The following is a 22146-nucleotide window of genomic DNA, read 5'->3' as shown; positions in this document are numbered from 1 at the left end:
CTCGGCGCTTGCGGACGGGTAGGCTGTGCCGACGTAGGTCGTGTGGGCTCGGACGCCCCGCACCGAGTGATTCCGAAGCGAGGGTAGTCGTGGGCTCTGTCATCAAGAAGCGGCGCAAGCGTATGGCCAAGAAGAAGCACCGCAAGCTGCTGAAGCGTACGCGTGTGCAGCGTCGCAACAAGAAGTAAGCGGGCTGCGCGTCGCACTTCACTGCCCTCCTGACCCCACCGACCGTGGGGGCGGGAGGGCAGCGGCGTTTCCGGGGACCGCCGGGCCGGGCCCCTTCCCGGCGGTGCTCCCGCGTACCAGCGTCATCACAACGCAACGGCCAACCGATACGGTGCGTACATGCGGTCCGAGGGAAGGCGCTGATCGTGGGCAAAGTGGTGCTGGTGACCGGAGTCGCCCGCCAGCTCGGCGGCCGGCTGGTACGGCGTGTCATGCGTGACCCCGACGTCGACCGGGTGGTCGCGGTCGACACGCTGCCGCCCTCGCACTCCCTGGGCGGCGCGGAGTTCGTCCGTGCCGACATCCGGCATCCGATGATCGCGAAGGTGCTGGCGGAGCAGTCGGTGGACACGGTGGTCCACATGGACGTCAGCGGCACGCTGCCCGGCCGCGGCAGCCGGGCGGCGGTCAAGGAGACCAATGTCATCGGCACGATGCAGCTGCTGGGCGCCTGCCAGAAGGCCCCGACGGTGCGCCGCCTGGTGGTGAAGTCCACGACGAGCGTGTACGGTTCCGCGCCCCGCGATCCGGCGGTCTTCACCGAGACCATGCCGCCCAAGTCGCTGCCCGGCGGTGGCTTCGCCAAGGACGCCGTCGAAGTCGAGGGGTATGTGCGCGGCTTCGCGCGGCGGCGGCCGGACGTCGCCGTGTCGGTTCTGCGGTTCGCCAACATCCTGGGCCCGCGGGCCGACACGCCGCTTGCCGAGTACTTCGCGCTGCCGGTGCTGCCCACCGTCCTCGGCTACGACCCGCGGCTGCAGTTCGTCCACGAGGACGACGTCATCGACGTCCTGATGCTGGCCCTGCGCGACGAGCGCAGCGGGACGATCAACAGCGGGACGTTCAACATCGCCGGTGACGGGGTACTCCTGCTCTCGCAGACCGCGCGACGGCTGGGGAAGCCCACGGTGCCGGTGCTGCTACCCGCCGTCACATGGGTGGGGCAGATGCTGCGCACCGCCGGCGTCACCGACTTCTCGCGCGAGCAGATCCGGCTGCTCACCCACGGCAGGGTCGTGGACACCACACAGATGCGCGAGACGCTCGGCTTCACCCCGAAGTACACCACCGCCGAGGCCTTCGCCGACTTCGCCCGCGGCCGAGGCGCAGGGCTGCTGCCGCCCGAACGGCTCGCGAACGCGGTCGACCGGCTCGCCGCGCTGGTCCCCGCGGGCGGAGCCCGAGGACTGGGCTCGTGAGCACAGCTGCGAGGAGGAACCGCACCATGGCGGACGCCAAGGTCATCCCGTTCGACGAGGACTCGCGGTCCCGCAGGGGAGCGCAGCGCCAGCGCGGGCGGGGCACGGCCCGCGGCAAGGCGGGTGGCGACACCGGGAGCGCGGTGGCCGCGCTGCCGGGCGAGGAGCGGCCCGCGAACGCGGGCGCGGAGGAGGGCGCGCAGGACGCCGTGACGGCTTCCGGGGGCGATCCCGGCGCGCGCGGTGCCGGAGGTGCCCGTGGGGCGGCGAAGGGCGCGCAGAGCGCCTCGGCGGACGCTGGGGGGCACTCCGGCGGCATGCCGGGAAGCCCGCTGGCGGCTGCCCTGGGCGCGGCCGCGGACCGGCTGCTGGGCGGGCCCTGGGAGCGCCGGGTGGCGCACGGGCTGGCCTTCCTGCGCCGCCGGATCACCGGCGACTACGAGGTCGACGACTTCGGCTACGACGAGGAGCTCACCGACCAGGTCCTGATGTCACTGCTGCGGCCCTTGTACGAGTCGTACTTCCGGGTCGAGGTGAAGGGCGTCGAGAACATCCCGGCCGAGGGCGGCGCCCTGGTGGTGGCCAACCACTCCGGGACGCTGCCGATGGACGGGCTGATGATGCAGGTCGCCGTCCACGACCACCACCCCGCGGGGCGGCACCTGCGGCTGCTGGCGGCGGACCTGGTGTTCGTGCTGCCGCTGGTCAACGAGCTGGCCCGCAAGGCGGGGCACACCCTGGCCTGCGCCGAGGACGCCCAGCTGCTGCTGGAGCGCGGTGAGGTCGTCGGTGTGATGCCCGAGGGCTTCAAGGGGCTGGGCAAGCCCTTCTCCGAGCGCTACAAGCTGCAGCGCTTCGGGCGGGGCGGTTTCGTCGCGACCGCGCTCCGGACCGGGGTGCCGATCGTCCCGTGCTCCATCGTGGGCGCGGAGGAGATCTATCCCATGATCGGCAACGCGCAGACGCTGGCCCGGCTGCTGGGCTTCCCGTACTTTCCGATGACCCCCACGTTCCCGTGGCTGGGACCGCTGGGCATGGTGCCCCTGCCGACGAAGTGGACGATCCAGTTCGGGGAGCCGATCCCGACGGACGGGTATGCGCCGGAGGCGGCGGAGGACCCGATGCTGGTCTTCAACCTGACCGACCAGGTGCGGGAGACCATCCAGCACACCCTGTACAAGCTGCTGGTGCAGCGGCGCTCGGTGTTCTTCTAGCCGGTTCCTGACCAGGCCGTGTCGTGCGCGAGCGGCCCGATGAAGCCGGATACGGCGGTGGGCCGGGGCATGACACCCGGGCCCACCGCCGTGTCGAGCCTGCTCAGTCGTCCCTGTCGTCCCTGTCGTCGCTGTCGCTCCGGTCGTTCTCGGCGCTGAGACCGAGGCCCGGCAGGAGTCCGGGCAGCAGCGGCGGGAGGGTGACCGACGGCTGGTGGGGGGTGGTGCCTTCCGGCGAGCCACTGCTCGGTGTGGGGCCGAGCAGATCGCCCGTGCCTGCGATGAGGCCGGTGTCCGCGCTGCCGGATGCCGACGGGCTGGCCTTGGCGCGTGCGTGCTCGTCGGGCGAACCGCTCATCGAGCCGTCGGCCGAGGGCGACGGGGCAGCCCGGGTGCCGCTCGCGGAGCGGTTGACGCTGCCCGGCACTCCGCGGTCGACACTGTGGCCGGCGCCGGTCTCGGGCGGCAACAGCCGCTGCAGCGGCGCCACTTCGTCCTCTATGGCGTCGAAGACGGAGGTGACCTTGTTGCCCACGTCGTCGAGCCGGGAGGGAAGCCGGTCGCGCAACTCGGTCCAGCCCTTGCGGTGGTTGCTGGAGAACGCGGAGAGCGTCTCGATCGGCCGCAGCGAACCGTCCTTGCGGTACGCGGCGGCGAGCAGCCGGTGGCCCTCGGAGGCCTCCTCCTGCATCCCCGACAGCGCCCTGCGGATCTCGCCCAGGGACTCGTCGTCGAGCTCGCCGCCCCGGCCGCGTTCCATGAGGCGGCGGGCCTCCTGGAGCCGGGTGGAGGCGAGGTCGAGGTAGACCTTGCCGCGGTCGGCGTCGTCGTCGGCGAGGTTGAGGCGCATGTCCTCCATGCCTCGTTTGAGGCCGTAGAGGGTGTCGCCGGGCAGCGCGTCCGTGCTCGCGGCGGCGACGCCGCCGAGGGCGCCGGCCGCGACGCCGACGGACAGACCGCCTGCGGCGAGCCTGCGCGACCACGCGGAACGCGGCTTCGGCCGGCCGTTGCCGCGGTCGCCGGCGCGGTGCGCACCGCGGCCGCCGTCGCGCTGTACGGGAACCGTCAGTGTGCCGTCGGCGAGCGCGGCCTCCATGGCGGCGATCAACTGCGCACGTTGGACGGTCTTGGTCTCCGGGTCCAGTGTCGGACGCGGCACGTCCCGCAGGGCGCCCGCCAGGGCCAGGAACGTGTCCTGGTCCGGATCCGCATGCCGGTCCGCGGCATGGGCGCCGTGCTGTACGCCGGCGTCCGTCTGGGGGCCTTCGCCCTCGAGGGCGTCGGCGAAGGCGTTAGCCCGCCGGTGCGCCGTTGGATTCGCGATCACGGGCGGCACCTCCTCTCGTCATCCACCTCGACTCCCCCACGTGCCTTCAAGGTTGTGCACCTTGAGCCTTTCCACTCGATCGAGTGATCGGAAGCGGGCAGGGCACGGCATTGGGGGGTCCGCATGTGATGCAACGAGTGCCGCCCGAGTTGGGTTACGCAGTCATGATGATCGGACCGTGGAGGCAGTCGCAAGGTGAAGATCCATCCATCGCGCTCATCGCGCGTCGTCGGGGAGCAGTCGGGCGAGGGTCCGTACGGCCCGGTACTGCAGGGTCTTGATCGCGCCTTCGTTCTTGCCCATGATGCGGGCCGTCTCGGCGACCGACAGCCCCTGCAGGAAGCGCAGCGTCACGCACTCCTGCTGCTGGGGGTTGAGCTTGCGGACGGCCCGCAGCAGCGACTCGTTGGACAGCGCCTCCAGGACGCAGTCCTCCGGGCTGGGCTCGACCTCGTTGGCGTCGAGCATCTCCCCGGTGGTCACCTCCAGCCGGAACCGGCTGGACTTGAAGTGGTCGGCCACCAGGTTGCGGGCGATGGTGACCAGCCAGGCGCCGAAGTCGCGGCCCTGCCAGGTGAAGGTGCCGATGCGGCGCAGGGCGCGCAGGAAGGTCTCGCTGGTCAGGTCCTCGGCGGTGGCCTTGCCCCCCACGCGGTAGTAGATGTAGCGGTAGACCGTGTCGGAGTAGTGGTCGTACAGCCGCCCGAAGGCCTCGGTCTCTCCGGCCTGGGCGCGTTCGACCAGGTCCATCATGCGTCCGCTGTCGCTGTCGGCCGCCGGCCGGCGCGGGGTGGCGCCCGTGGACCGGTCGGCCTGCTGGGCGTTGCGGGATCGTCTGCCGACCGTGGCCCGGCCGTCGGCGAGCGCGTAGGCGCGGCCGGCGGGCGCTGCCGCTGTGGCGAGTGCGGGGACGGGCACGGCGTACGCGGGGACGACGCGCAGCAGGTGCTCAGCCACCAGTGCGCGCAGCGTAGCCAGGCCAGAGGCGTCAACCCCGGTGTGTGGGTACACGGGACTCCCAGAGGCAGAACTTCCATCACGTGCAGTTCGGAACCGTTCACCCGTCGTGGCGACGTGTGGGTACCGGCTTGCGTCTGAGGAGAATAACGCTTCGTACAGGCGGTGCTACACCGAGTTGCTGAAATCGTCGGTTCCGCCCACTCTCTGGCGGAATGATGATCGAGTAATTATCGAACGTCGAACCGATGTTGACCACATACCGTCGTGAAATGGTCGCGTGGAGAGCGTGTTGTGGTTGTGTGGCTGACCGTGAACCGGCGGGACGTCGGCGGGGGGTCCGGGCGTGTCGCCCGCGTCCCTAGCGGCGGCGGCGCTGCAGGGCCATCGCGGCGGCCGCGCCGCCCGCCACTGCGCCCACGCCCGCGGCCGCGGGGATGCCGATCTTGGCCGCCTTGCGGCCGGTGCGGTAGTCGCGCAGCCGCCAGCCCCTTTCGCGTGCGTGCTTGCGCAGACGCGTATCAGGATTGATCGCATATGGATGTCCGACGAGCGACAGCATCGGAATGTCGTTCGACGAGTCGCTGTACGCCGCGCAGCGCGAGAGTTCGAGTCCCTCCGCCGCGGCGAGCGCCTTGACGGCCTCGGCCTTGGAGGGGCCGTGCAGCGGCTCGCCGACCAGCCGGCCGGTGTAGCGGCCGTCGACGTGCTCGGCGACGGTGCCGAGGGCGCCGGTGAGGCCGAGCCTGCGGGCGATGATGCTCGCGGTCTCCACCGGGGCCGCCGTCACCAGCCAGACCCGCTGGCCGGCGTCGAGGTGTGCCTGGGCGAGCGCGCGGGTGCCGGGCCAGATCTTGTCGGCCATGTACTCGTCGTAGATCTCCTCGCCGATGGACATCAGTTCCTCGACGCGGTGCCCCTTGATGATCGACAGCGCGCTCTCCCGCACCTCCTGCATGTGCTCGGGGTCCTCGGAGCCCGCGATCCGGAAGTACGCCTGCTGCCAGGCGAAGCGCGCGAGGTCGCGGCTGCGGAAGAACTTCCGTTTGTACAGGCCGCGTCCGAAGTGGAAGATCGCGGCGCCCTGCATCACGGTGTTGTCCAGGTCGAAGAAGGCGGCGGCGTGCGGATCGCCCGCCACCGGGAACGCGGGCGCGCCCGCCCGGTCGTCCTTCCTTCCCGCGGCTGACGCGGGGGCCGCGAGCGCGGCCTCCGCCGCGGCCTCGCCGGCCAGCACGCTGCGCTCGGTGGCGGAGCGCTTACGGGGGGTGAGCCATCGCAGAGCGGCCATGGGGCGAGCATAGCCATTCCATGGGTCGACTCCCGCGCATCGGCGGAGCGGGTGCATGAACTCCGTGCGACAAGGGCGTTACCGGGGGTCGGGAACCGACGGAGGCAGAATGGCCGGCATGAGCCCTCTGTTCGGACATCGAGCCCGCGCGCCCCGTGAGACCCCCGCCCCGGCCGACCGGACGGTGACGCTGATCGCCAAGCCCGGCTGCCACCTGTGCGACGACGCGCGGACGGTCGTCCGCAGGGTCGCCGACGAGCTGGGCGCGCGCTTCGAGGAGAAGGACATCACGCTCGACCAGGAACTGCACGACCGGTACTGGGAGCAGGTGCCGGTCGTCCTCATCGACGGGGAGCAGCACACCTTCTGGCGCGTCGACGAGGCCCGGCTGCGGCGCGGACTGGGCGCCTGAGGCCGCTGGTGCGACTGGTGGGCGATTTGCGTGTGTTCCTCTGGGCGCGCGTGCTCGATTACCATCGAGGCGGTTTGTGACAGCGGGGGTGCGTGAGTAAGGACGGTGACTGCGTGCTCCCGGGCAGGCCCAAGGCGAGCGGCGGCTTCGCCGTGATCGATCTCGAGGCGACCGGTTCCAGTTCGCGGCGCCACCGGGTGGTGGAGCTGGCCGTGGTGCTGCTCGACCGCGATTTCGGGCCCGAGGGCGAGTTCTCCACCCTCGTCGACCCCGAGGGGCCGGTCGGCCCCACCCACATCCACGGCATCGAGTCCCGCCATGTCGAGGCGGTCGGCGTCCCCCTGTTCGGGCAGATCGCCCCGCGGCTGCTCGGGCTGCTGCGCGGGAGGGCGCTGGTGGGGCACAACGTGGGCTGCGACCGCGCCTTCCTGGCGGCGGAGTACGCGCGGCTCGGGGTGGAGTTCCCCCACGTCCCCGAACTGTGCACCATGCGGATGGCCGCGCTGCGCGACCCCGCCCCGGGCGGGCTGAGCCTGCTGGCCTGCGCGGAGGCGGCCGGGCTGGCAGGCTGGAGCGTGCACACCGCGCTGGGGGACGCCCGCACGACGGCCCGGTTGTTCTCCTCGTACGTCCTGGACCGCCCGGGCGGCCGCGCGCAGGCCGAGCGGGCGCTGGCGGGCGCGGCGGCCGTCGAGTGGCCGCAGATGACCGGTGCGGACGCGCTGTGGGTGGGGCGCCGGGGCGCGAACCGGACGCCCGCGGGGAACGTTCCGTCACAGCAGAAGGTTTCTTATGTCCGCAATGGGGGCGCGTGATGCCGGTCACTTCCCCCGGGCAAATCGGACACCATCTTTGTGCACACGTTCACAAAGACATAGCCTGGCGTGCACGGGGCGGTCCCGACGAGGGGTGCCGCCCGCAGCCTGGCTCTACCCGCAGGAGCATCGTGGCAACTGGCCGAACTCACCGACCGGCGACCCGCAGCCGAGGGATTCCCGAGGCCACCGTCGCCAGGCTCCCGCTGTACCTGCGGGCCCTCACCGCGCTGTCCGAGCGATCGGTGCCGACCGTCTCCTCCGAGGAACTGGCGGCCGCCGCCGGCGTCAACTCCGCCAAGCTCCGCAAGGACTTCTCCTACCTCGGCTCGTACGGAACCCGCGGCGTCGGCTACGACGTCGAGTACCTCGTGTACCAGATCTCCCGCGAACTGGGCCTGACCCAGGACTGGCCGGTCGTCATCGTCGGCATGGGAAACCTCGGGGCGGCGCTCGCCGGGTACGGCGGCTTCGCCTCCCGCGGTTTCCGCATCGCCGCTCTGATCGACGCCGACGTCCAGCTCACCGGCCGGCTCATCGCCGGGCTGCCCGTGCGGCACGCGGACGAGCTGGAGGGCATCGTGCGGGACAACCAGGTGTCCATCGGTGTGATCACCACGCCCGCCGGGGCCGCGCAGGAGGTCTGCGACCGGCTGGTGGGCGCCGGGGTCACCTCGATCCTCAACTTCGCCCCGACCGTGCTGAGCGTCCCCGACGGGGTCGACGTCCGCAAGGTCGACCTCTCCATCGAGCTGCAGATCCTCGCCTTCCACGAGCAGCGCAAGGCGGGCGAGGAGCTGGAGGGCAGCCTGGCGGCGCCCCCGGTGGCGACCAAGGCGGTACACGACGGCGGCCGCCGTCCGGGACCTGACGGGGACGTCCCCGCCGTGATGCCGGCATGAGCCTCCTCGTCGTAGGACTGAGCCACCGCACCGCCCCCGTCAGCGTCCTGGAGCGCGCGGCGCTCGGCGCGGACACCAGGAGCAAGCTGCTGCTGGACGTCGTGGCCGCCGAGCCCGCCAGCGAGGCCGCGGTCCTGTCCACCTGCAACCGCATCGAGCTGTACGCGGACGTCGACAAGTTCCACGCCGGCGTCGCCGAGTTGTCCACGCTGCTCGCGACGCACAGCGGCGTCGGCCTCGACGAGCTGACCCCGCATCTGTACGTGCACTACGAGGACCGGGCCGTCCACCACCTGTTCTCGGTGGCCTGCGGCCTGGACTCCATGGTCGTCGGCGAGGGCCAGATCCTCGGCCAGATCAAGGAAACCCTCAGCCTCGGCCAGGAGCTGCACACCGCGGGCCGGTCCCTGAACGACCTGTTCCAGCAGGCGCTGCGGGTGGGCAAGCGGGCGCACTCCGAGACCGGGATCGACCGGGCCGGGCAGTCGCTGGTGACCTTCGGTCTGGAGCAGATGGCCCAGGCCGTCGGCGGTGTGCCCTTCGAGGAGTGGGGCAAGGGCAAGCGCGCCCTGGTCGTCGGCGCCGGCTCGATGAGCTCGCTCGCCGCCGTCACCCTCGCCCGCTCGGGGGCGGGCGAGATCGTGGTCGTCAACCGCACCCAGGAGCGCGCCGAGCGCCTCGCCGAGAGCGTCGGAGGCCGTGCCGCGCCCATGGCGGACCTGGCCGGCGAGCTGGCGCACGCCGACATCGTCGTCTCCTGCACCGGGGCGACCGGGCTGGTGCTCACCGCCGACACCGTCGCCCGCGCCACGCTCTCCAGGGCCCTGCGCTCCGGCGGCGCGCCCGTGGCGCCGATCGGGATGCTCGACCTCGCCCTGCCGCGCGACGTCGACCCGCTGGTGCACTCCCTGGACGGCGCCCACGTCACCGACCTGGAGACGATCGCCGCCGCGGCGGCGGACGCGCCGATGGCCGCCGACGTCGACCAGGTGCGAAAGATCGTTTCGGCGGAGGTGGCCGCCTTCGGCGCCGCCCAGCGCGCCGCGCACATCACGCCGACCGTCGTCGCCCTGCGCGCCATGGCCGCCGACGTGGTCGCCTCCGAACTGGCGCGCCTGAGCGGCCGCCTCCCCGACCTGGACGAACGGCAGCGCGCGGAGGTCACCCAGACCGTGCGCCGCGTCGTCGACAAGCTCCTGCACGCGCCTACTGTGCGGGTCAAGCAGCTCGCGGGCGAGCCCGGCGGCGCCGGGTACGCGGACGCGCTGCGCGAACTCTTCGACCTGGACCCCCAGGCGGTCGCCGCGGTCAGCAGGGCCGACTCGCCGGGTGCGCCGGCGGTCCCCTCCGCCGCGCCGGCCGCACAGCCGGTGGCCTCGGCCGCCTCAGCAACGAGTGACTCGAATCGAGGGCGGGCATGACGAGCCCAACCGCACTGAAACTGGGAACCCGGCGCAGCGCGCTGGCGATGGCGCAGTCCGGCATGGTGGCCGAGCAGGTCCGCCGGATCACCGGCCGTGACGTGGAGCTGGTGGAGATCACCACCTACGGGGACGTCTCGCGCGAGCACCTGGCGCAGATCGGCGGCACCGGCGTCTTCGTCTCCGCTCTGCGCGACGCGCTGCTGCGCCGCGAGATCGACTTCGCCGTCCACTCCCTCAAGGACCTGCCGACCGCCGAGCCCGAGGGCCTGACCCTCGCCGCGGTCCCGCTCCGAGAGGACCCGCGCGACGCGCTGATCGCGCGCGACGGCCTGACCTTCGAGCAGCTGGCCGCCTCGCCCGGGGGCGCGCGCATCGGCACCGGCTCGCCGCGCCGCATGGCGCAGCTGAACGCCTGGGCCCGCTCGCTGGGGGCGCGCATCGAGACGGTGCCGATCCGCGGCAACGTCGACACGCGCATCGGATACGTCGCCTCGGGCGACCTCGACGCCGTCGTGCTCGCCGCCGCCGGCCTCAGCCGGCTGGGCCGCCTCGCGGAGGCCACCGAACTGATCTCCTCCGACGTCGTGCTGCCCGCTCCCGGTCAGGGGGCGCTGGCCGTCGAGTGCCCTGCGGACGACGCAGGGCTCGCCTCCGTGCTCGCCGAGCTCGACGACCCCTTCACCCGGGCCGCCGTGACCGCCGAGCGCGCACTGCTCGCCGCCCTGGAGGCCGGTTGCTCCGCGCCCGTGGGCGCGCTGGCCGACCCCGTCGTGGACGGGCACACCACCGAGCTGCGCCTGCGCGGTGTCGTCGGGACCACCGACGGCTCCTCGCTGGTGCAGATGTCCATCACCGGTCCGACCCCCGCATCCCGGGACGAGGCGGTGGCCCTCGGCCACGAACTCGCCGCGGAGATGCTCGCCAAGGGCGCGGCCGGTCTTATGGGGGAGCGCGAACTTTGAGCCCCACCGCCGCCGCAGCCACCAACACGACCGCAGACGCCACCGCCGCCGGGCCGGCCGCACGGACGGGTACCGCGGACCCCGCGCCCGGGGCCGTGGGCACGCCCGGCCTCGGGCACGTCACCTTCCTCGGCGCCGGGCCCGGCGACCCAGGGCTGCTGACCCTGCGCGCCGTCGAAGCGCTCGCCCACGCCGATGTCCTGGTCGGCGACCAGCCCGTGCTGGACGTCGTGCTGACCCATGCCCGTCCGGGCGTGGACACGGCGCAGCTGGGCGAAGCCGAGGGGGAGTTGAGCTCTTCGGCCGCCGCAGCCAAGCTTTTCATGACCTCCGCGCGCACCGGCAAGCGGGTGGTCCGTGCGATCGCCGGCGACCCCGGACTCGACTCCGCGGCCGCCGCGGAGATGCTCACCTGCGCCCAGGCCGGCATCCCCTTCGAGGTCGTGCCGGGCGTGGCCGCGGCCGTGGGCGTGCCCGCGTACGCAGGCGTCCCGCTCAGCGGCGACGTGCGGTTCGTGGAGGCCGCCACCGCGTCCGGGCGGTGCTGGAGCGAGGCGGGCACCAGCGACGCGACCCTGGTCGTGTCCACCACTTTGCAGACCGTCGCCGCCAACGCGGCGGAGCTCGTCTCCGCGGGCCGCAAGCCCGACACCCCGCTGACCGTGACGGTCGCCGGCACGACGACCCGGCAGCGGACCTGGACGGCGACGCTGTCGACGATCGCGGCCGAGCTGAAGGCGACGAAGGCCCTGCCCACGCCGGAGGGGCCGATCGCGGCCATAGCCGTGATCGGCGAGCCCACCACGCGGCGCGACCTGCTCTCCTGGTTCGAGACCAAGCCGCTGTTCGGCTGGAAGGTGCTCGTGCCGCGCACCAAGGAGCAGGCCGCTTCCCTCTCCGACCAGTTGCGCTCCTACGGCGCCGTGCCGCACGAGGTGCCCACGATCGCCGTGGAGCCGCCCCGGACCCCGCAGCAGATGGAGCGCGCGGTCAAGGGCCTGGTCACCGGACGGTACGAGTGGATCGCCTTCACATCGGTGAACGCGGTCAAGGCCGTCCGCGAGAAGTTCGAGGAGTACGGCCTCGACGCGCGCGCCTTCGCCGGGATCAAGGTCGCGGCGGTGGGCGAGCAGACGGCCGCGGCGCTGGTGGACTTCGGCGTCAAGCCGGACCTGGTGCCCAGCGGCGAGCAGTCCGCCGCGGGCCTGCTGGAGGACTGGCCGCCCTACGACCCCGTCTTCGACCCGATCGACCGGGTCTTCCTGCCGCGCGCAGACATCGCGACGGAGACCCTCGTGGCGGGGCTCGTCGAGCTCGGCTGGGAGGTCGACGACGTCACCGCCTACCGGACCGTGCGGGCCTCGCCGCCGCCGGCGGAGACCCGCGAGGCGATCAAGGGCGGCGGTTTCGACGCGGTGCTGTTCACCTCGAGCAGCACGGTGCGCAACCTCGTCGGCATCGCGGGCAAGCCGCACAACGTGACCGTGATCGCCTGCATCGGCCCGGCCACCGCGAAGACCGCGGAGGAGCACGGGCTGCGGGTGGACGTGATGGCTCCGGAGCCCTCCGTCCACGCGCTCGCGCAGGCGCTGGCGGACTTCGGCACCCGGCGGCGCGAGGCGGCGATCGCCGCCGGCGACCCCGTCACGCGGCCCAGCGAGCGGCGTCCCGGCTCGCGGCGCAGGGCCCGCGTCTGACGCGTCCCGCGCTGTGGCTCGCGTGCCCCCGGCTCCCTTCGCGGCGCCGGGGGGACGTCGCTTTCGCGGGGCCGCTCCGGGCCGACAACCGGTCGGCATGAGCACGGCGCGCGCGGGCGTACCGTGGAACGCGGAAACGGCCCGGACGGAGAGAGGCGCGGCACGGTGATGAGCGCAAGCACAGGCGAGTACGGTCAGTTCCCCGGTACGAGGCCCCGCCGGCTGCGCACGTCGCCCGCCATGCGCCGCCTCGTGGCGGAGACCCGGTTGCACCCCGCCGGGCTGATCCTCCCGGCCTTCGTCCGTGAGGGCATCGACGCGCCCGTGCCGATCTCCTCCATGCCCGGTGTCGTCCAGCACACCCGTGACACCCTGCGCAAGGCCGCCGTGGAGGCGGCCGAGGCGGGCGTGGGCGGGATCATGCTCTTCGGCGTGCCGCTGGACGAGAAGAAGGACGCGGTGGGAACGCCCGGCACGGACCCGGACGGGATCCTGCAGGTGGCGATCCGCGACGTGGTCAGCGAGGTCGGCGACGCCATGGTCGTCATGTCGGACCTGTGCCTCGACGAGCACACCGATCACGGCCACTGCGGCGTGCTGGACTCCGAGGGCCGGGTGGACAACGACGCGACGCTGGAGCGGTACGCGGAGATGGCCCGGGTCCAGGCGGAGGCCGGCGTCCACGTCGTCGGCCCCAGCGGCATGATGGACGGTCAGGTCGGGGTGGTCCGGAGCGCGTTGGACGCCGCCGGGCACCAGGACGTGTCGGTGCTGGCCTACACCGCGAAGTACGCGTCGGCGTTCTACGGGCCGTTCCGCGAGGCGGTCGGTTCCTCGCTGAAGGGGGACCGCAAGACGTACCAGCAGGACCCGGCGAACCAGCGGGAGTCGCTGCGCGAACTGGCGCTGGACCTCGCCGAGGGCGCCGACATGGTGATGGTGAAGCCCGCGCTGCCGTACCTGGACGTGGTGGCGAAGGTCGCCGAGTCGGTGGACGTGCCGGTGGCGGCGTACCAGATCAGCGGCGAGTACGCGATGGTCGAGGCGGCCGCGGAACGCGGCTGGATCGACCGCGACCGCGCGATCATGGAGACCCTCACTGGTATCCGCCGGGCCGGCGCGGAGTTGATCCTCACCTACTGGGCGACCGAGGCGGCCACCCGGCTCTGAGAGGGCCGATCCGGCCGTGAGACCACCCCGTCCCGTCCGCCACCGACGCGAGGAGGCACGGCGATGACCGCCGTGGTGCTCGTGCACGGCCTGTACCACCGTCCCGAGCACTTCGCCCTGGTGGCGGAACCCCTCCGGACCGCCGGGACCGAGGTCGTCGTCCCGGAACTCCACCGGGGCTCGCTGGCCGCCGACACGGCGGCCGTTCAGGAAGTCGTCGACTCGCTGCCGCAGCCCGCGATCGTGCTCGGCCACTCCTACGGCGGGTCGGTGATCACCGGGCTGCGCGGGGTGGGGCGTCTGGTGTATCTGGCGGCGTTCGTGCCGGACACCGGGGAGAGCGCGGCGGATCTGGGCGGGGCGTCCCCGCAGTTGCGGGCCGCGATCGAACCCGGGCCCGACGGCTCGACCGGCCTCCACCCCGACCGGGCCGCCGACACCCTCTACGGGGACTGTCCCGAACCGCTCGCGGCCTGGGCGGTCGGCCTGCTGCGTGCCCAGGCCCGCGGCTGCGGGCGGGGTGTCCCGGAGCGCCACGGCTGGCGGGACACCCCCTCCACCTATGTCGTCTGCGCGCGGGACCGGGCCATCGACCCGGATCTGCAGCGGGAGATGGCGACACGTTGTGCCGACGTGCGCGAGTGGCGGACGGGCCACTCCCCGTTCGTCGGACGGCCCGATCTGGTGGTCGCGCTGCTTCTGGAGTTGCTCGCCGCAGGCGCCGCGTAGGGAGGGGTGACGTCGCGACCGTTCGGCGTTGCCGCGGTACGGGCTCCGCTGAACGGCACGGCGACCGCGGCCGCCGTGCCGTGCTGCCGCGCGCCGTGCACCCGGCTTTCCGGATCGGGTGGCTGACTCGACGTCGGCCAGTGGGTACCCGTTCGCGCGCGGACGGGCGGTGCGCCGGGTGCGCGTGCGCGGAGGCGGTGGGCCCGTGTCCGCTTCGGGTGGCACCGGGCCGGGTGAGCGGGCGGCAGTCGAGTGATCCTGCCCGGCCTGGGGTCCAGCCGCGGCGGTCGCCTGTCGAAGAAGGAGGGCGGCGTTCTTCCCGACCTGCCCGGACGCGATGCCTGGAAAGGATCGCGCGCGAGACGCCGATGCGGAAGGCGCGGTTCCGGATCGACCGCTGTTTCATTACATCAAGTGGCGTTGGTGGCGATTGCGACTTAACGGCTGATGTGGGTGGGAAAGTCACAGCAAGTCCACAGCAGTCGGAGGCACAAGAGCCTCCGCCGTGAAAGGAGAACCGCGATGCGGATTCCCCGATTCGCCGCCGCGCTGGGCGTCGCGGCCGCCGTCCTGCTGGGCGGCGCCGGAGCCGCCCAAGCAGCGACGCCGCCGACGGCGGCGGTGTCGCACACGACCCAGGCGACGCAGGAGCGGGGCGGCGAGTACCGGCACGTCGGTGACCGCGGCCCGGGCCGCGAGTTCCGCCGTGACCGGGGGCGCGACGGGCGCTGGTACCACCGCAACCACCGGCACCACCCGCGCTGGCACCACCGCCACCACCGCTACGACCAGCGCTGGTACCACCGTCACGACCGCCGTTGGCACTTCCACCGCTGAGCCGTCCTGACCGGGTTGTCTCGGGGGTGTCCTTCCACCGCGGGGAAGGACACCCGTCCCTCGGGCCCGGCCGGGGATCCGCCTAGACCCACCGGAAGGACCAGGCGGGCGCGTCCACCAGGGACCCGGCGTAGGCGCGCAGCGAGTCGCTCTCCTGGGTGATGGTGTCCGGGCAGAAGGCGAAGTGCTCGGCGGCCACGTCCTCGGCCTCCTCCACGGTGGCGGGCGGCGCGGCCACGGACAGAACGAGCATGTCGAAGGCGAGCGCCACGACGCGCACGCCGAACCGGTCCTCCCAGGAGCGCAGGACCGAGCAGAGCCGGGCCACGTCGTACTCGTGGTTGCACGGCCCTGTCCAGCCGATGGCGGCGGGGACGTCGGCGCTGCGCCGGGCGGGGACGAGGGCCGCTCGGGGGTCCTTGAACCACCCCGCCTCGACCACGGACGCGGCGACCTCGGCCGCCCGGGCGTCCGGGTCGGCCTCGAACCGGCGGGCGGGGGCGAGTCCGGGCCACGTCCGGCCGAACGGGGCGACCAGGTCCGCCACTTCGTCCTCGGACTCCTCCGCGAAGTCCCAGAAGCCGGCGAGGACCTCGTCGGCGTCGTGGTCGCCCGGATAGGACATCGCTCCGGGGTCCAGTCGGCTGGTGGCGGGCAGCGCCTCGTCCAGGCAGAGCAGCAGCGGGTGCAGCCCCGCCGTCATCCGCGCGGGGAGCAGTCGTTCCCAGGAGCCGGGCTCGGCGGGCCCTTCCGCGTGCCAGAGCAGCGGTTCGGGCCAGCGGCCGTCGCTGGTGGCGTCGACGAGTGTGCCGGGCGGGAGGTCGAGGCCCAGGGAGCGGCCGGACGGGTCCTGCGCGAGCTTCGGGAGCTGGTTGGGGAGCATCGCCATGGCCGTGAATGTAGAGCCGGCCACTGACGACGGCGGCCCCGGGGGGAGGGAACTCCCGCCGGGGCCGCCGTCGTACGGGCGCGTGGCGCGTCAGAGGCGCTCGGGCGTGCGGATGCCGAGCAGCGCCATGCCCTGCCGCAGGGTGCGGGCGGTCAGGTCGCAGAGGAAGAGGCGGTTCTCCCGCAGCTCCGGGGTCTCGGCCTTCAGCACCGGGCACTGGTCGTAGAAGGTGGTGTACGCCGAGGCCAGTGCGTAGAGGTAGGAGGCCAGCTTGTGCGGCTCGTACGTCTCCGAGACGGCTGCAAGGGTCTCCGCGAACTCGTCCAGCAGCAGGCCGAGCGCCCGCTCGGCCGGCGCCAGCGGCAGCTCGGGGTGGGCGGCCGGCTTCGCGTCGCCGGCCTTCCGCAGGATCGACCGGATACGGGCGTACGCGTACTGCAGGTACACGCTCGTGTCGCCGTTGAGCGAGACCATGCGGTCCAGGTCGAAGACGTAGTCCCGGCCGAGCGAGGTGGACAGGTCGGCGTACTTGATGGCGCCGATGCCGACCTCCTTGGCGCGGTCGGCGATCTCCTCCTGGGTGAGGGCGTTCTCGCTGCCTTCCTTGTTCTTCTCCTCGATCACGGCCGAAGCCCGCTCCACCGCCTCGTCCAGCAGGTCGACCAGCCGGAAGGTCTCGCCGGACCGGGTCTTGTACGGCTTGCCGTCCTTGCCGAGGAGCGTGCCGAACGGGATGTGCAGCGCCGTGACCTCGTCGGTCAGCCAGCCGGCCCGCTTGGCCGTCTCGAAGACCATCTTGAAGTGCAGCGCCTGCCGGGAGTCCACGACGTAGAGGATCGTGTCCGCGTGCAGGTCCGCGGTGCGGTTGCGGATCGCGGACAGGTCGGTCGCGGCGTAGCCGAAGCCGCCGTCGGCCTTCTGCACGATGAGCGGGACGGGCTCGCCGTCCTTGCCCTTGATGTCGTCGAAGAACACGCACAGCGCGCCGTTGGAGCGCACGGCGACGCCGGACTCCTCCAGCAGCTTGCAGGTCTCGACGAGCATGTCGTTGTAGCCGGACTCGCCGACGACGTCCTCGTCGCGGATCTCGATGTCGAGCTTGTCGTAGACCGAGTTGAAGTAGATCTTCGACTCGTCGACGAAGCGCTGCCACATCGCCAGCGTCTCCGGATCGCCGGCCTGCAGGTCCACGACCCGCTTGCGGGAGCGGGTCTTGAACTCCTCGTCGGAGTCGAAGAGGGCCCGGGAGGCCTTGTAGAGCCGGTTCAGGCGCGACATGGAGGCCTCGCCCGCCTCCTCGCCGGCCTCGGAGGACTCGTGGTCCAGCTCGTGCGGGTGCTCCACCAGGTACTGGATGAGCATGCCGAACTGGGTGCCCCAGTCGCCGATGTGGTGGCGCCGGACCACCGTCTCGCCCTCGAACTCGAGGATGTTGACCAGCGCGTCGCCGATCACGGAGGACCGCAGGTGGCCGACGTGCATCTCCTTGGCAACGTTCGGCTGCGCGTAGTCGATCACCGTGATGCCGGGCTCGGGCTTCGCGGGCACGCCGAGGCGGTCGTCGGCGGCCCGGGCGGCGAGCGTCCGGGTGATCGCGGCGTCCGCGACGGTGACGTTCAGGAAGCCGGGGCCCGAGACCTCGACGGAGGCGATCAGCTCGTCGTCCGCCGGAAGGGCCTCGACGACCTGGGCGGCCAGCTCGCGCGGGTTCTGCTTGCTGCGCTTGGCGAGGCCCAGCACCCCGTTGGCCTGGAAGTCGGCCCGGTCGCTACGTCGCAGCAGCGGGTCGGCACCGAGGGCGTCAGCGACGCGCTGCTGGATCGAGGCGGAAAGCGAGTTGACCGAGGCCATGGGATGCGTGCTTCCTGTAAGGGATCGGAGATCAACCCTCAGTATCCCACGCGCTACCACTCATTTTTCTCTGGGACAATTGCCGGGTACCGCGCTACCCGCTGCACAGGTGGAAGGAAGTCGAGACAGTGGCTCAGAGCACCGAGGCCGACTGGGTCGCCCGCTTCGCGGACGACGTCATCGCGGAAGCCGAGCGGCGGGCTCCGGGCAAGAAAATCATCGTCGCCTCGGGGATCAGCCCCTCCGGGCCGATCCATCTGGGCAACCTGCGCGAGATCATGGTCCCGCACCTGGTCGCCGACGAGATCAAGCGGCGCGGTGTGCCCTGCGAGCACATCCTGTCCTGGGACGACTTCGACCGCTACCGCAAGGTGCCGGCCGGCTACGACCCGTCCTACGCCGAGCACATCGGCAAGCCGCTGACCTCCGTGCCGGCCCCCGAGGGCAGCCCGTACGCGACCTGGTCCGACCACTTCAAGGCCCCCTTCCGGGAGGCGCTGGCGGCGCTGGGCGTCGAGGTCACCGAGATCAGCCAGACCGTCGAGTACACCTCCGGCACCTACCGCGAGCAGGTCCTGCACGCGATGCGCGAGCGCCGGCGGATCGACGAGGTGCTCGGCCGCTACCGCACGAAGAAGAAGGGCGGCGGCGAGGAGCAGGACGACGAGGAGGCCACGCTCGCGCAGGCCCCCGAGTACTACCCGTACAAGCCGTACTGCACGGCCTGCGACAAGGACCTGACCACGGTCGTCGCCTACGACGACGACACCACCGACCTCACCTACGAGTGCCAGGCCTGCGGCAACCGCGAGACGGTCCGGCTGAGCGAGTTCGACCGCGGCAAGCTGGTGTGGAAGGTCGACTGGCCGATGCGCTGGGCCTTCAAGGGCGTGGACTTCGAGCCCTCCGGTGTGGACCACCAGTCGCCCGGCTCCTCGTGGATGGTGGGTCAGCAGCTGGTGCGCGAGATCTTCGGCGCAGAGCCGCCCATCGGCCCGATGTACGCCTTCGTCGGCATCAGCGGCATGGCGAAGATGTCCAGCTCCAAGGGCGGGGTGCCGATCGCGGCCGACGCCCTGCAGATCATGGAGCCGCAGCTGCTGCGCTGGCTGTACGCCCGCCGCCGGCCCAACCAGGCGTTCAACATCTCCTTCGGCGACGAGATCTCCCGCACCTACGACGAGTGGGACGCGCTGGAGCGCAAGGTCGCCGAGGGCACGGCCGCCCCGGTGGACGTCGCGGTGCACTCGCGTGCCGCGGGCACCGCGAGCGGGGAACTGCCGACCACCCCGCGCAAGCTGCCGTACCGCACCCTCGCCTCGGTCCTGGACATCACCACCGGGGACGAGGAGCAGACGCTGCGCATCCTGCGCGACTTCGACCAGGAGCACCCGCTGACCTCGCTGGACGAGGCCCGGCCGCGGCTGGACTGCGCCGAGCGCTGGGTGAACACCCACGTGGAGCCCGAGGCCCGCACCCAGGTGCGCACCGAGCCGGACAGCGAGGCGCTCGCGGCCCTGTCCGGGGAGGAGCGGGAGGCCCTGAAGCTGCTGGTGGACGGGCTCGCCGAGCACTGGTCGCTGGACGGGCTGACCACCCTGGTCTACGGCGTGCCGAAGATCCAGGCGGGCTTCGCGCCCGACGCCAAGCCGACGCAGGAGATGAAGGTCGCCCAGCGCTCCTTCTTCGCTCTGCTCTACCGGCTCCTGGTCGGCCGGGACACCGGGCCTCGGCTGCCCACGCTGCTGCTGGCGGTGGGTCAGGAGCGGGTGCGGGAACTGCTCTCGGCGAGCTGAGCCGGCGGACGCGTACGTGACGGCGGCGGATGGCACGGCCACCCGCCGCCGTCGTGCGTGTGGGGGTGCGAATATTCGAACGCGGTGGAGGGGCACCGCAGGCTAGGGCCCAGCAGCGGGTGGTCGTCGCACGCGGGGCGGCTCACGGGGCGCCGCAGCGGCCTCGGCACGGTGCGCAGCCGCGGCGGGTCGACCAGGCCCGGGTCGCCCGAGCGCACGACGAGCAGCCGCAGCACGTCCGTCGCGGTGTCGACGCGGCCGTGACGGCGGGGACAGCCGTGGCGTATGCGGCGGGGTCCGCCAGCAGCCAGGCCAGTACACGGGCCTTTGTCTCCCGCCCCGGGATCCGCCCCGGCAGCCACGCCAGGTCCGCCCGGTCGCGGGTCTCCAGCAGCGCCGTGCTCCGGAGGCAGCCCTGCTGGCCTACCTGCTGCGCGGCGACCTCGACCTGCCCGAGGGCGGCGAGGCGTTCGCCCTGCACCCGGGGTCCCTCGACGCGGCGCGGGTCCGGCTGCTGTCGGCGTCCGACGTGGTGGCCTCCTGGCGCCGGCAGTGGTCACGGCCTCGGCCGCCGGTTAGGAGCTGTCCGGCCGATCATGTGTTTGTCACATGCGCGGCTTTTGTCGCGGGCCGCTCGGGTTCCGCCTGAGGGGGCCCTGTGGGGCGGCATGAACGCGGCGATCTCACGGATGCCGAGTGGGACCGGCTCAGGCGCACCTGCCGGGGAGTGACGCACGGTGCGGGCGTTGGCGAGATCATCGACAGGTGATCGACGGGATCCTCCACCGGGCGCGGACCGGGGCGCCGTGGCGTGATCTGCCCGAGCGGTTCGGGCCGTGGAAGACGATCTGTGAGCGGCGCCGGTGATGGTCGGCGGACGGCACCTGGGAACGCCTGCTGCAGCACGTGCGGGCCATGGCCGATGCGGTGGGCGAGATCGACTGGGACGTGTCGGTGGACTCCACCATCGTGCGCGCCCACCAGCACGCGGCGGGCGCCCGCTGGCGCGGAGGGCATTGAACCTCGCACCTATGCGATGTGGTCCTCCATCAGCTCATTGTTGAGACGGGCCGCGAACCGCTCCAGGTACTGGTTCAGATCCCGGGCCTGGAGTTGCAGCCCGAACACCGCCTTGATGTTCGCGGCGAAAGCGCCGGGCGTGGGCATGCCCTCGCCTTCTATCGACTGCCGGAACACCCGGTACAGGTCCTCGTCCGACGGGACTGCGTCCGTTCCGCGCTCGCCGAGGTTGCGCGTCCCACCTGCGCCGTTCGGGACCTGTACGGGCGGCTCCGGGGCCTGCTCTTGGACCGACACGGGCGTTGGCGTCGGAGCAGGATCGGGCTCAGGGGCGCGAGGGTGCGGGACCGGGGCCTGCTGCGGCGCTTCGCTCCCAACGGGCTGTTGTTGCGTTTCGTCGTTGGCGACGGCCTGTTGTCGCGAGCCATATGTGGACGGCTCGTGCGGGTCGTAGCCGCCCTGGGAATGCACGGACTGAGGAGCGGCGAACCACGGGTTCGGCTCCTCCGCCGCATTGCTCGGCATCGGTGCCTGGGCGGGCGTCACCGTCCGGACGGCCCTGGACTCGTGATCCGGCACTGCGACGGCAGGGGCCGCGGCCTGCGCGGGCCGCGGCTCGATGGCAGTCGCCGTGAGGCCGACGGGCGCCGACGCCTGGCCGGCCGCCGGGGGGTCGATGCCCGCGGCGGCCAGGCCGAGGGCCGCGGTCTGCTCCAGCGGCACCCCGTACCGGGCGAGCTTCAGCGGCATCAGGGCTTCGACCGGGGCCTTGCGGCGCCAGGAACGGCCGTAGCGGGCGCGCAGCCGGGCACGGTAGACAAGGCGTTCCTGCTCGACCCGGATGACCTCTTCGTAGCTGCGCAGCTCCCACAGCTTCATGCGCCGCCACAGGCGGAAGGTCGCGAAGGGGGCCAGCAGCCACCGGGTGATCCGGACCGACTCCATGTGCTTGTCGGCGGTGATGTCGGCGATGCGGCCGATGGCGTGCCGGGCCGCCTCCACCGCGACGACGAAGAGGATCGGGATGATGCCGTGCATCCCGACGCCGAGCGGGTCGGGCCAGGCCGCCGCGCCGTTGAACGCGATCGTCGCCGCTGTCAGCAGCCATGCCGTCTGGCGCAGCAGCGGGAAGGGGATGCGCAGCCAGGTCAGCAGCAGGTCGAGCGCGAGCAGGACGACGATCCCGGCGTCGATGCCGATCGGGAAGACGTTGGCGAAGGCGCCGAAGCCCTTGCGCAGTGCCAGCTCGCGTACGGCCGCGTACGAGCCCGCGAAGCCGATCGCGGCGATGACCACCGCGCCCGTGACGACCACACCGATCAGGATCCGGTGCGTCCGGTTCAAACGTATCGCGGACACCCGCGACCCTCCCAGGCTCGGAAACTGGCCCGCCCAGCCTGCCACACGAGGCGACGGGCAGGCTGCC

The 22146-nt window shown here is 72.4% G+C and carries 19 protein-coding genes and 1 pseudogene; 14 read left to right on the top strand and 6 right to left on the bottom strand.

From position 1 onward, the window contains the following. Positions 1-89 precede the first annotated feature (89 nt). The 3 genes from AC3ET4_RS01010 to AC3ET4_RS01000 all read left to right on the top strand — a co-directional run bounded on the left by AC3ET4_RS01010 (position 90) and on the right by AC3ET4_RS01000 (position 2641). The gene (locus AC3ET4_RS01010) at positions 90-188 is read left to right on the top strand and encodes a 30S ribosomal protein bS22 (protein ID WP_003948845.1); all 99 of its coding nucleotides are present in this window, start codon (positions 90-92) and stop codon (positions 186-188) included. 186 nt (positions 189-374) lie between these two features. Continuing rightward, entirely contained in the window at positions 375-1427 is a 1053-nt protein-coding gene (locus AC3ET4_RS01005) for an NAD-dependent epimerase/dehydratase family protein (protein WP_431944722.1), read from the top strand. 26 nt (positions 1428-1453) lie between these two features. Then, positions 1454-2641: a lysophospholipid acyltransferase family protein gene (locus tag AC3ET4_RS01000; protein WP_431944720.1), complete on the top strand. Its 1188-nt coding sequence runs from the start codon at positions 1454-1456 to the stop codon at positions 2639-2641. 103 nt (positions 2642-2744) lie between these two features. Here AC3ET4_RS01000 and AC3ET4_RS00995 read toward each other — a convergent pair whose 3' ends face one another. From AC3ET4_RS00995 to AC3ET4_RS00985, 3 genes are all read right to left on the bottom strand, one after another. Continuing rightward, positions 2745-3968: a DUF5667 domain-containing protein gene (locus tag AC3ET4_RS00995; protein WP_431944718.1), complete on the bottom strand. Its 1224-nt coding sequence runs from the start codon at positions 3966-3968 to the stop codon at positions 2745-2747. A 216-nt stretch (positions 3969-4184) separates the two neighbouring features. Continuing rightward, the gene (locus AC3ET4_RS00990) at positions 4185-4979 is read right to left on the bottom strand and encodes an ECF subfamily RNA polymerase sigma factor, BldN family (RefSeq protein ID WP_431944716.1); all 795 of its coding nucleotides are present in this window, start codon (positions 4977-4979) and stop codon (positions 4185-4187) included. Positions 4980-5286: 307 nt separating this feature from the next. After that, positions 5287-6216, bottom strand: a complete 930-nt coding sequence (locus AC3ET4_RS00985; RefSeq protein WP_431944714.1) for an HAD family hydrolase — start codon at positions 6214-6216, stop codon at positions 5287-5289. A 118-nt stretch (positions 6217-6334) separates the two neighbouring features. Here AC3ET4_RS00985 and AC3ET4_RS00980 point away from each other — a divergent pair, with 118 nt between their 5' ends. The 9 genes from AC3ET4_RS00980 (at position 6335) to AC3ET4_RS00940 (ending at position 15164) form a co-directional block, all read left to right on the top strand. Then, positions 6335-6628 (top strand): glutaredoxin family protein, encoded by a 294-nt coding sequence (locus AC3ET4_RS00980; RefSeq protein WP_431944712.1) that lies wholly within the window; start codon positions 6335-6337, stop codon positions 6626-6628. Between the two features lie 92 nt (positions 6629-6720). After that, a complete protein-coding gene (locus AC3ET4_RS00975) occupies positions 6721-7443 on the top strand; it encodes a 3'-5' exonuclease (protein ID WP_431944710.1) in 723 nt (240 codons plus the stop codon). Between the two features lie 131 nt (positions 7444-7574). Then, on the top strand, positions 7575-8345 hold the full coding sequence (locus tag AC3ET4_RS00970) for a redox-sensing transcriptional repressor Rex (protein ID WP_431944708.1): 771 nt from the start codon (positions 7575-7577) through the stop codon (positions 8343-8345). Continuing rightward, on the top strand, positions 8342-9766 hold the full coding sequence (locus AC3ET4_RS00965) for a glutamyl-tRNA reductase (RefSeq protein WP_431944706.1): 1425 nt from the start codon (positions 8342-8344) through the stop codon (positions 9764-9766). The genes AC3ET4_RS00970 and AC3ET4_RS00965 overlap by 4 nt, the downstream gene beginning before the upstream one ends. Beyond that, positions 9763-10731, top strand: a complete 969-nt coding sequence (gene hemC, locus AC3ET4_RS00960; RefSeq protein WP_431944704.1) for a hydroxymethylbilane synthase — start codon at positions 9763-9765, stop codon at positions 10729-10731. The genes AC3ET4_RS00965 and hemC overlap by 4 nt, the downstream gene beginning before the upstream one ends. A 95-nt stretch (positions 10732-10826) precedes the next feature. Then, the gene (locus tag AC3ET4_RS00955; protein WP_431944802.1) at positions 10827-12428 is read left to right on the top strand and encodes a bifunctional uroporphyrinogen-III C-methyltransferase/uroporphyrinogen-III synthase; all 1602 of its coding nucleotides are present in this window, start codon (positions 10827-10829) and stop codon (positions 12426-12428) included. A gap of 168 nt (positions 12429-12596) precedes the next feature. Next, positions 12597-13598, top strand: a complete 1002-nt coding sequence (gene hemB / locus AC3ET4_RS00950; protein WP_431944702.1) for a porphobilinogen synthase — start codon at positions 12597-12599, stop codon at positions 13596-13598. A gap of 63 nt (positions 13599-13661) precedes the next feature. Next, complete coding sequence (locus AC3ET4_RS00945) at positions 13662-14327, top strand: alpha/beta hydrolase (RefSeq protein ID WP_431944700.1); 666 nt, start codon at positions 13662-13664, stop codon at positions 14325-14327. 522 nt (positions 14328-14849) lie between these two features. Next, the gene (locus AC3ET4_RS00940; protein WP_431944698.1) at positions 14850-15164 is read left to right on the top strand and encodes a hypothetical protein; all 315 of its coding nucleotides are present in this window, start codon (positions 14850-14852) and stop codon (positions 15162-15164) included. A gap of 82 nt (positions 15165-15246) precedes the next feature. Here the strand turns inward: AC3ET4_RS00940 and AC3ET4_RS00935 are convergent, their stop codons facing one another. Together AC3ET4_RS00935 and argS are read right to left on the bottom strand one after the other, a co-directional pair. Next, entirely contained in the window at positions 15247-16053 is an 807-nt protein-coding gene (locus tag AC3ET4_RS00935) for a DUF4253 domain-containing protein (RefSeq protein ID WP_431944696.1), read from the bottom strand. 90 nt (positions 16054-16143) lie between these two features. Further along, the gene (argS, locus tag AC3ET4_RS00930; RefSeq protein ID WP_431944694.1) at positions 16144-17904 is read right to left on the bottom strand and encodes an arginine--tRNA ligase; all 1761 of its coding nucleotides are present in this window, start codon (positions 17902-17904) and stop codon (positions 16144-16146) included. A 128-nt stretch (positions 17905-18032) separates the two neighbouring features. Between argS and lysS the strand changes: the two genes are divergently transcribed. Together lysS and AC3ET4_RS00920 are read left to right on the top strand one after the other, a co-directional pair. Beyond that, entirely contained in the window at positions 18033-19700 is a 1668-nt protein-coding gene (lysS, locus tag AC3ET4_RS00925) for a lysine--tRNA ligase (RefSeq protein ID WP_431944692.1), read from the top strand. 658 nt (positions 19701-20358) lie between these two features. Beyond that, positions 20359-20541, top strand: a pseudogene (locus tag AC3ET4_RS00920) (transposase); the annotation flags it as partial. Between the two features lie 188 nt (positions 20542-20729). On the opposite strand, the gene AC3ET4_RS00915 reads toward AC3ET4_RS00920, so the two are convergent. Then, positions 20730-22079, bottom strand: coding sequence for a DUF2637 domain-containing protein (locus AC3ET4_RS00915; protein ID WP_431944690.1), 1350 nt, complete (start codon positions 22077-22079; stop codon positions 20730-20732). Positions 22080-22146: the final 67 nt, after the last annotated feature.

It is taken from the genome of Actinacidiphila sp. bgisy167 (genome assembly GCF_057707665.1).
This window is presented reverse-complemented; position numbering and strand designations above follow the sequence as displayed.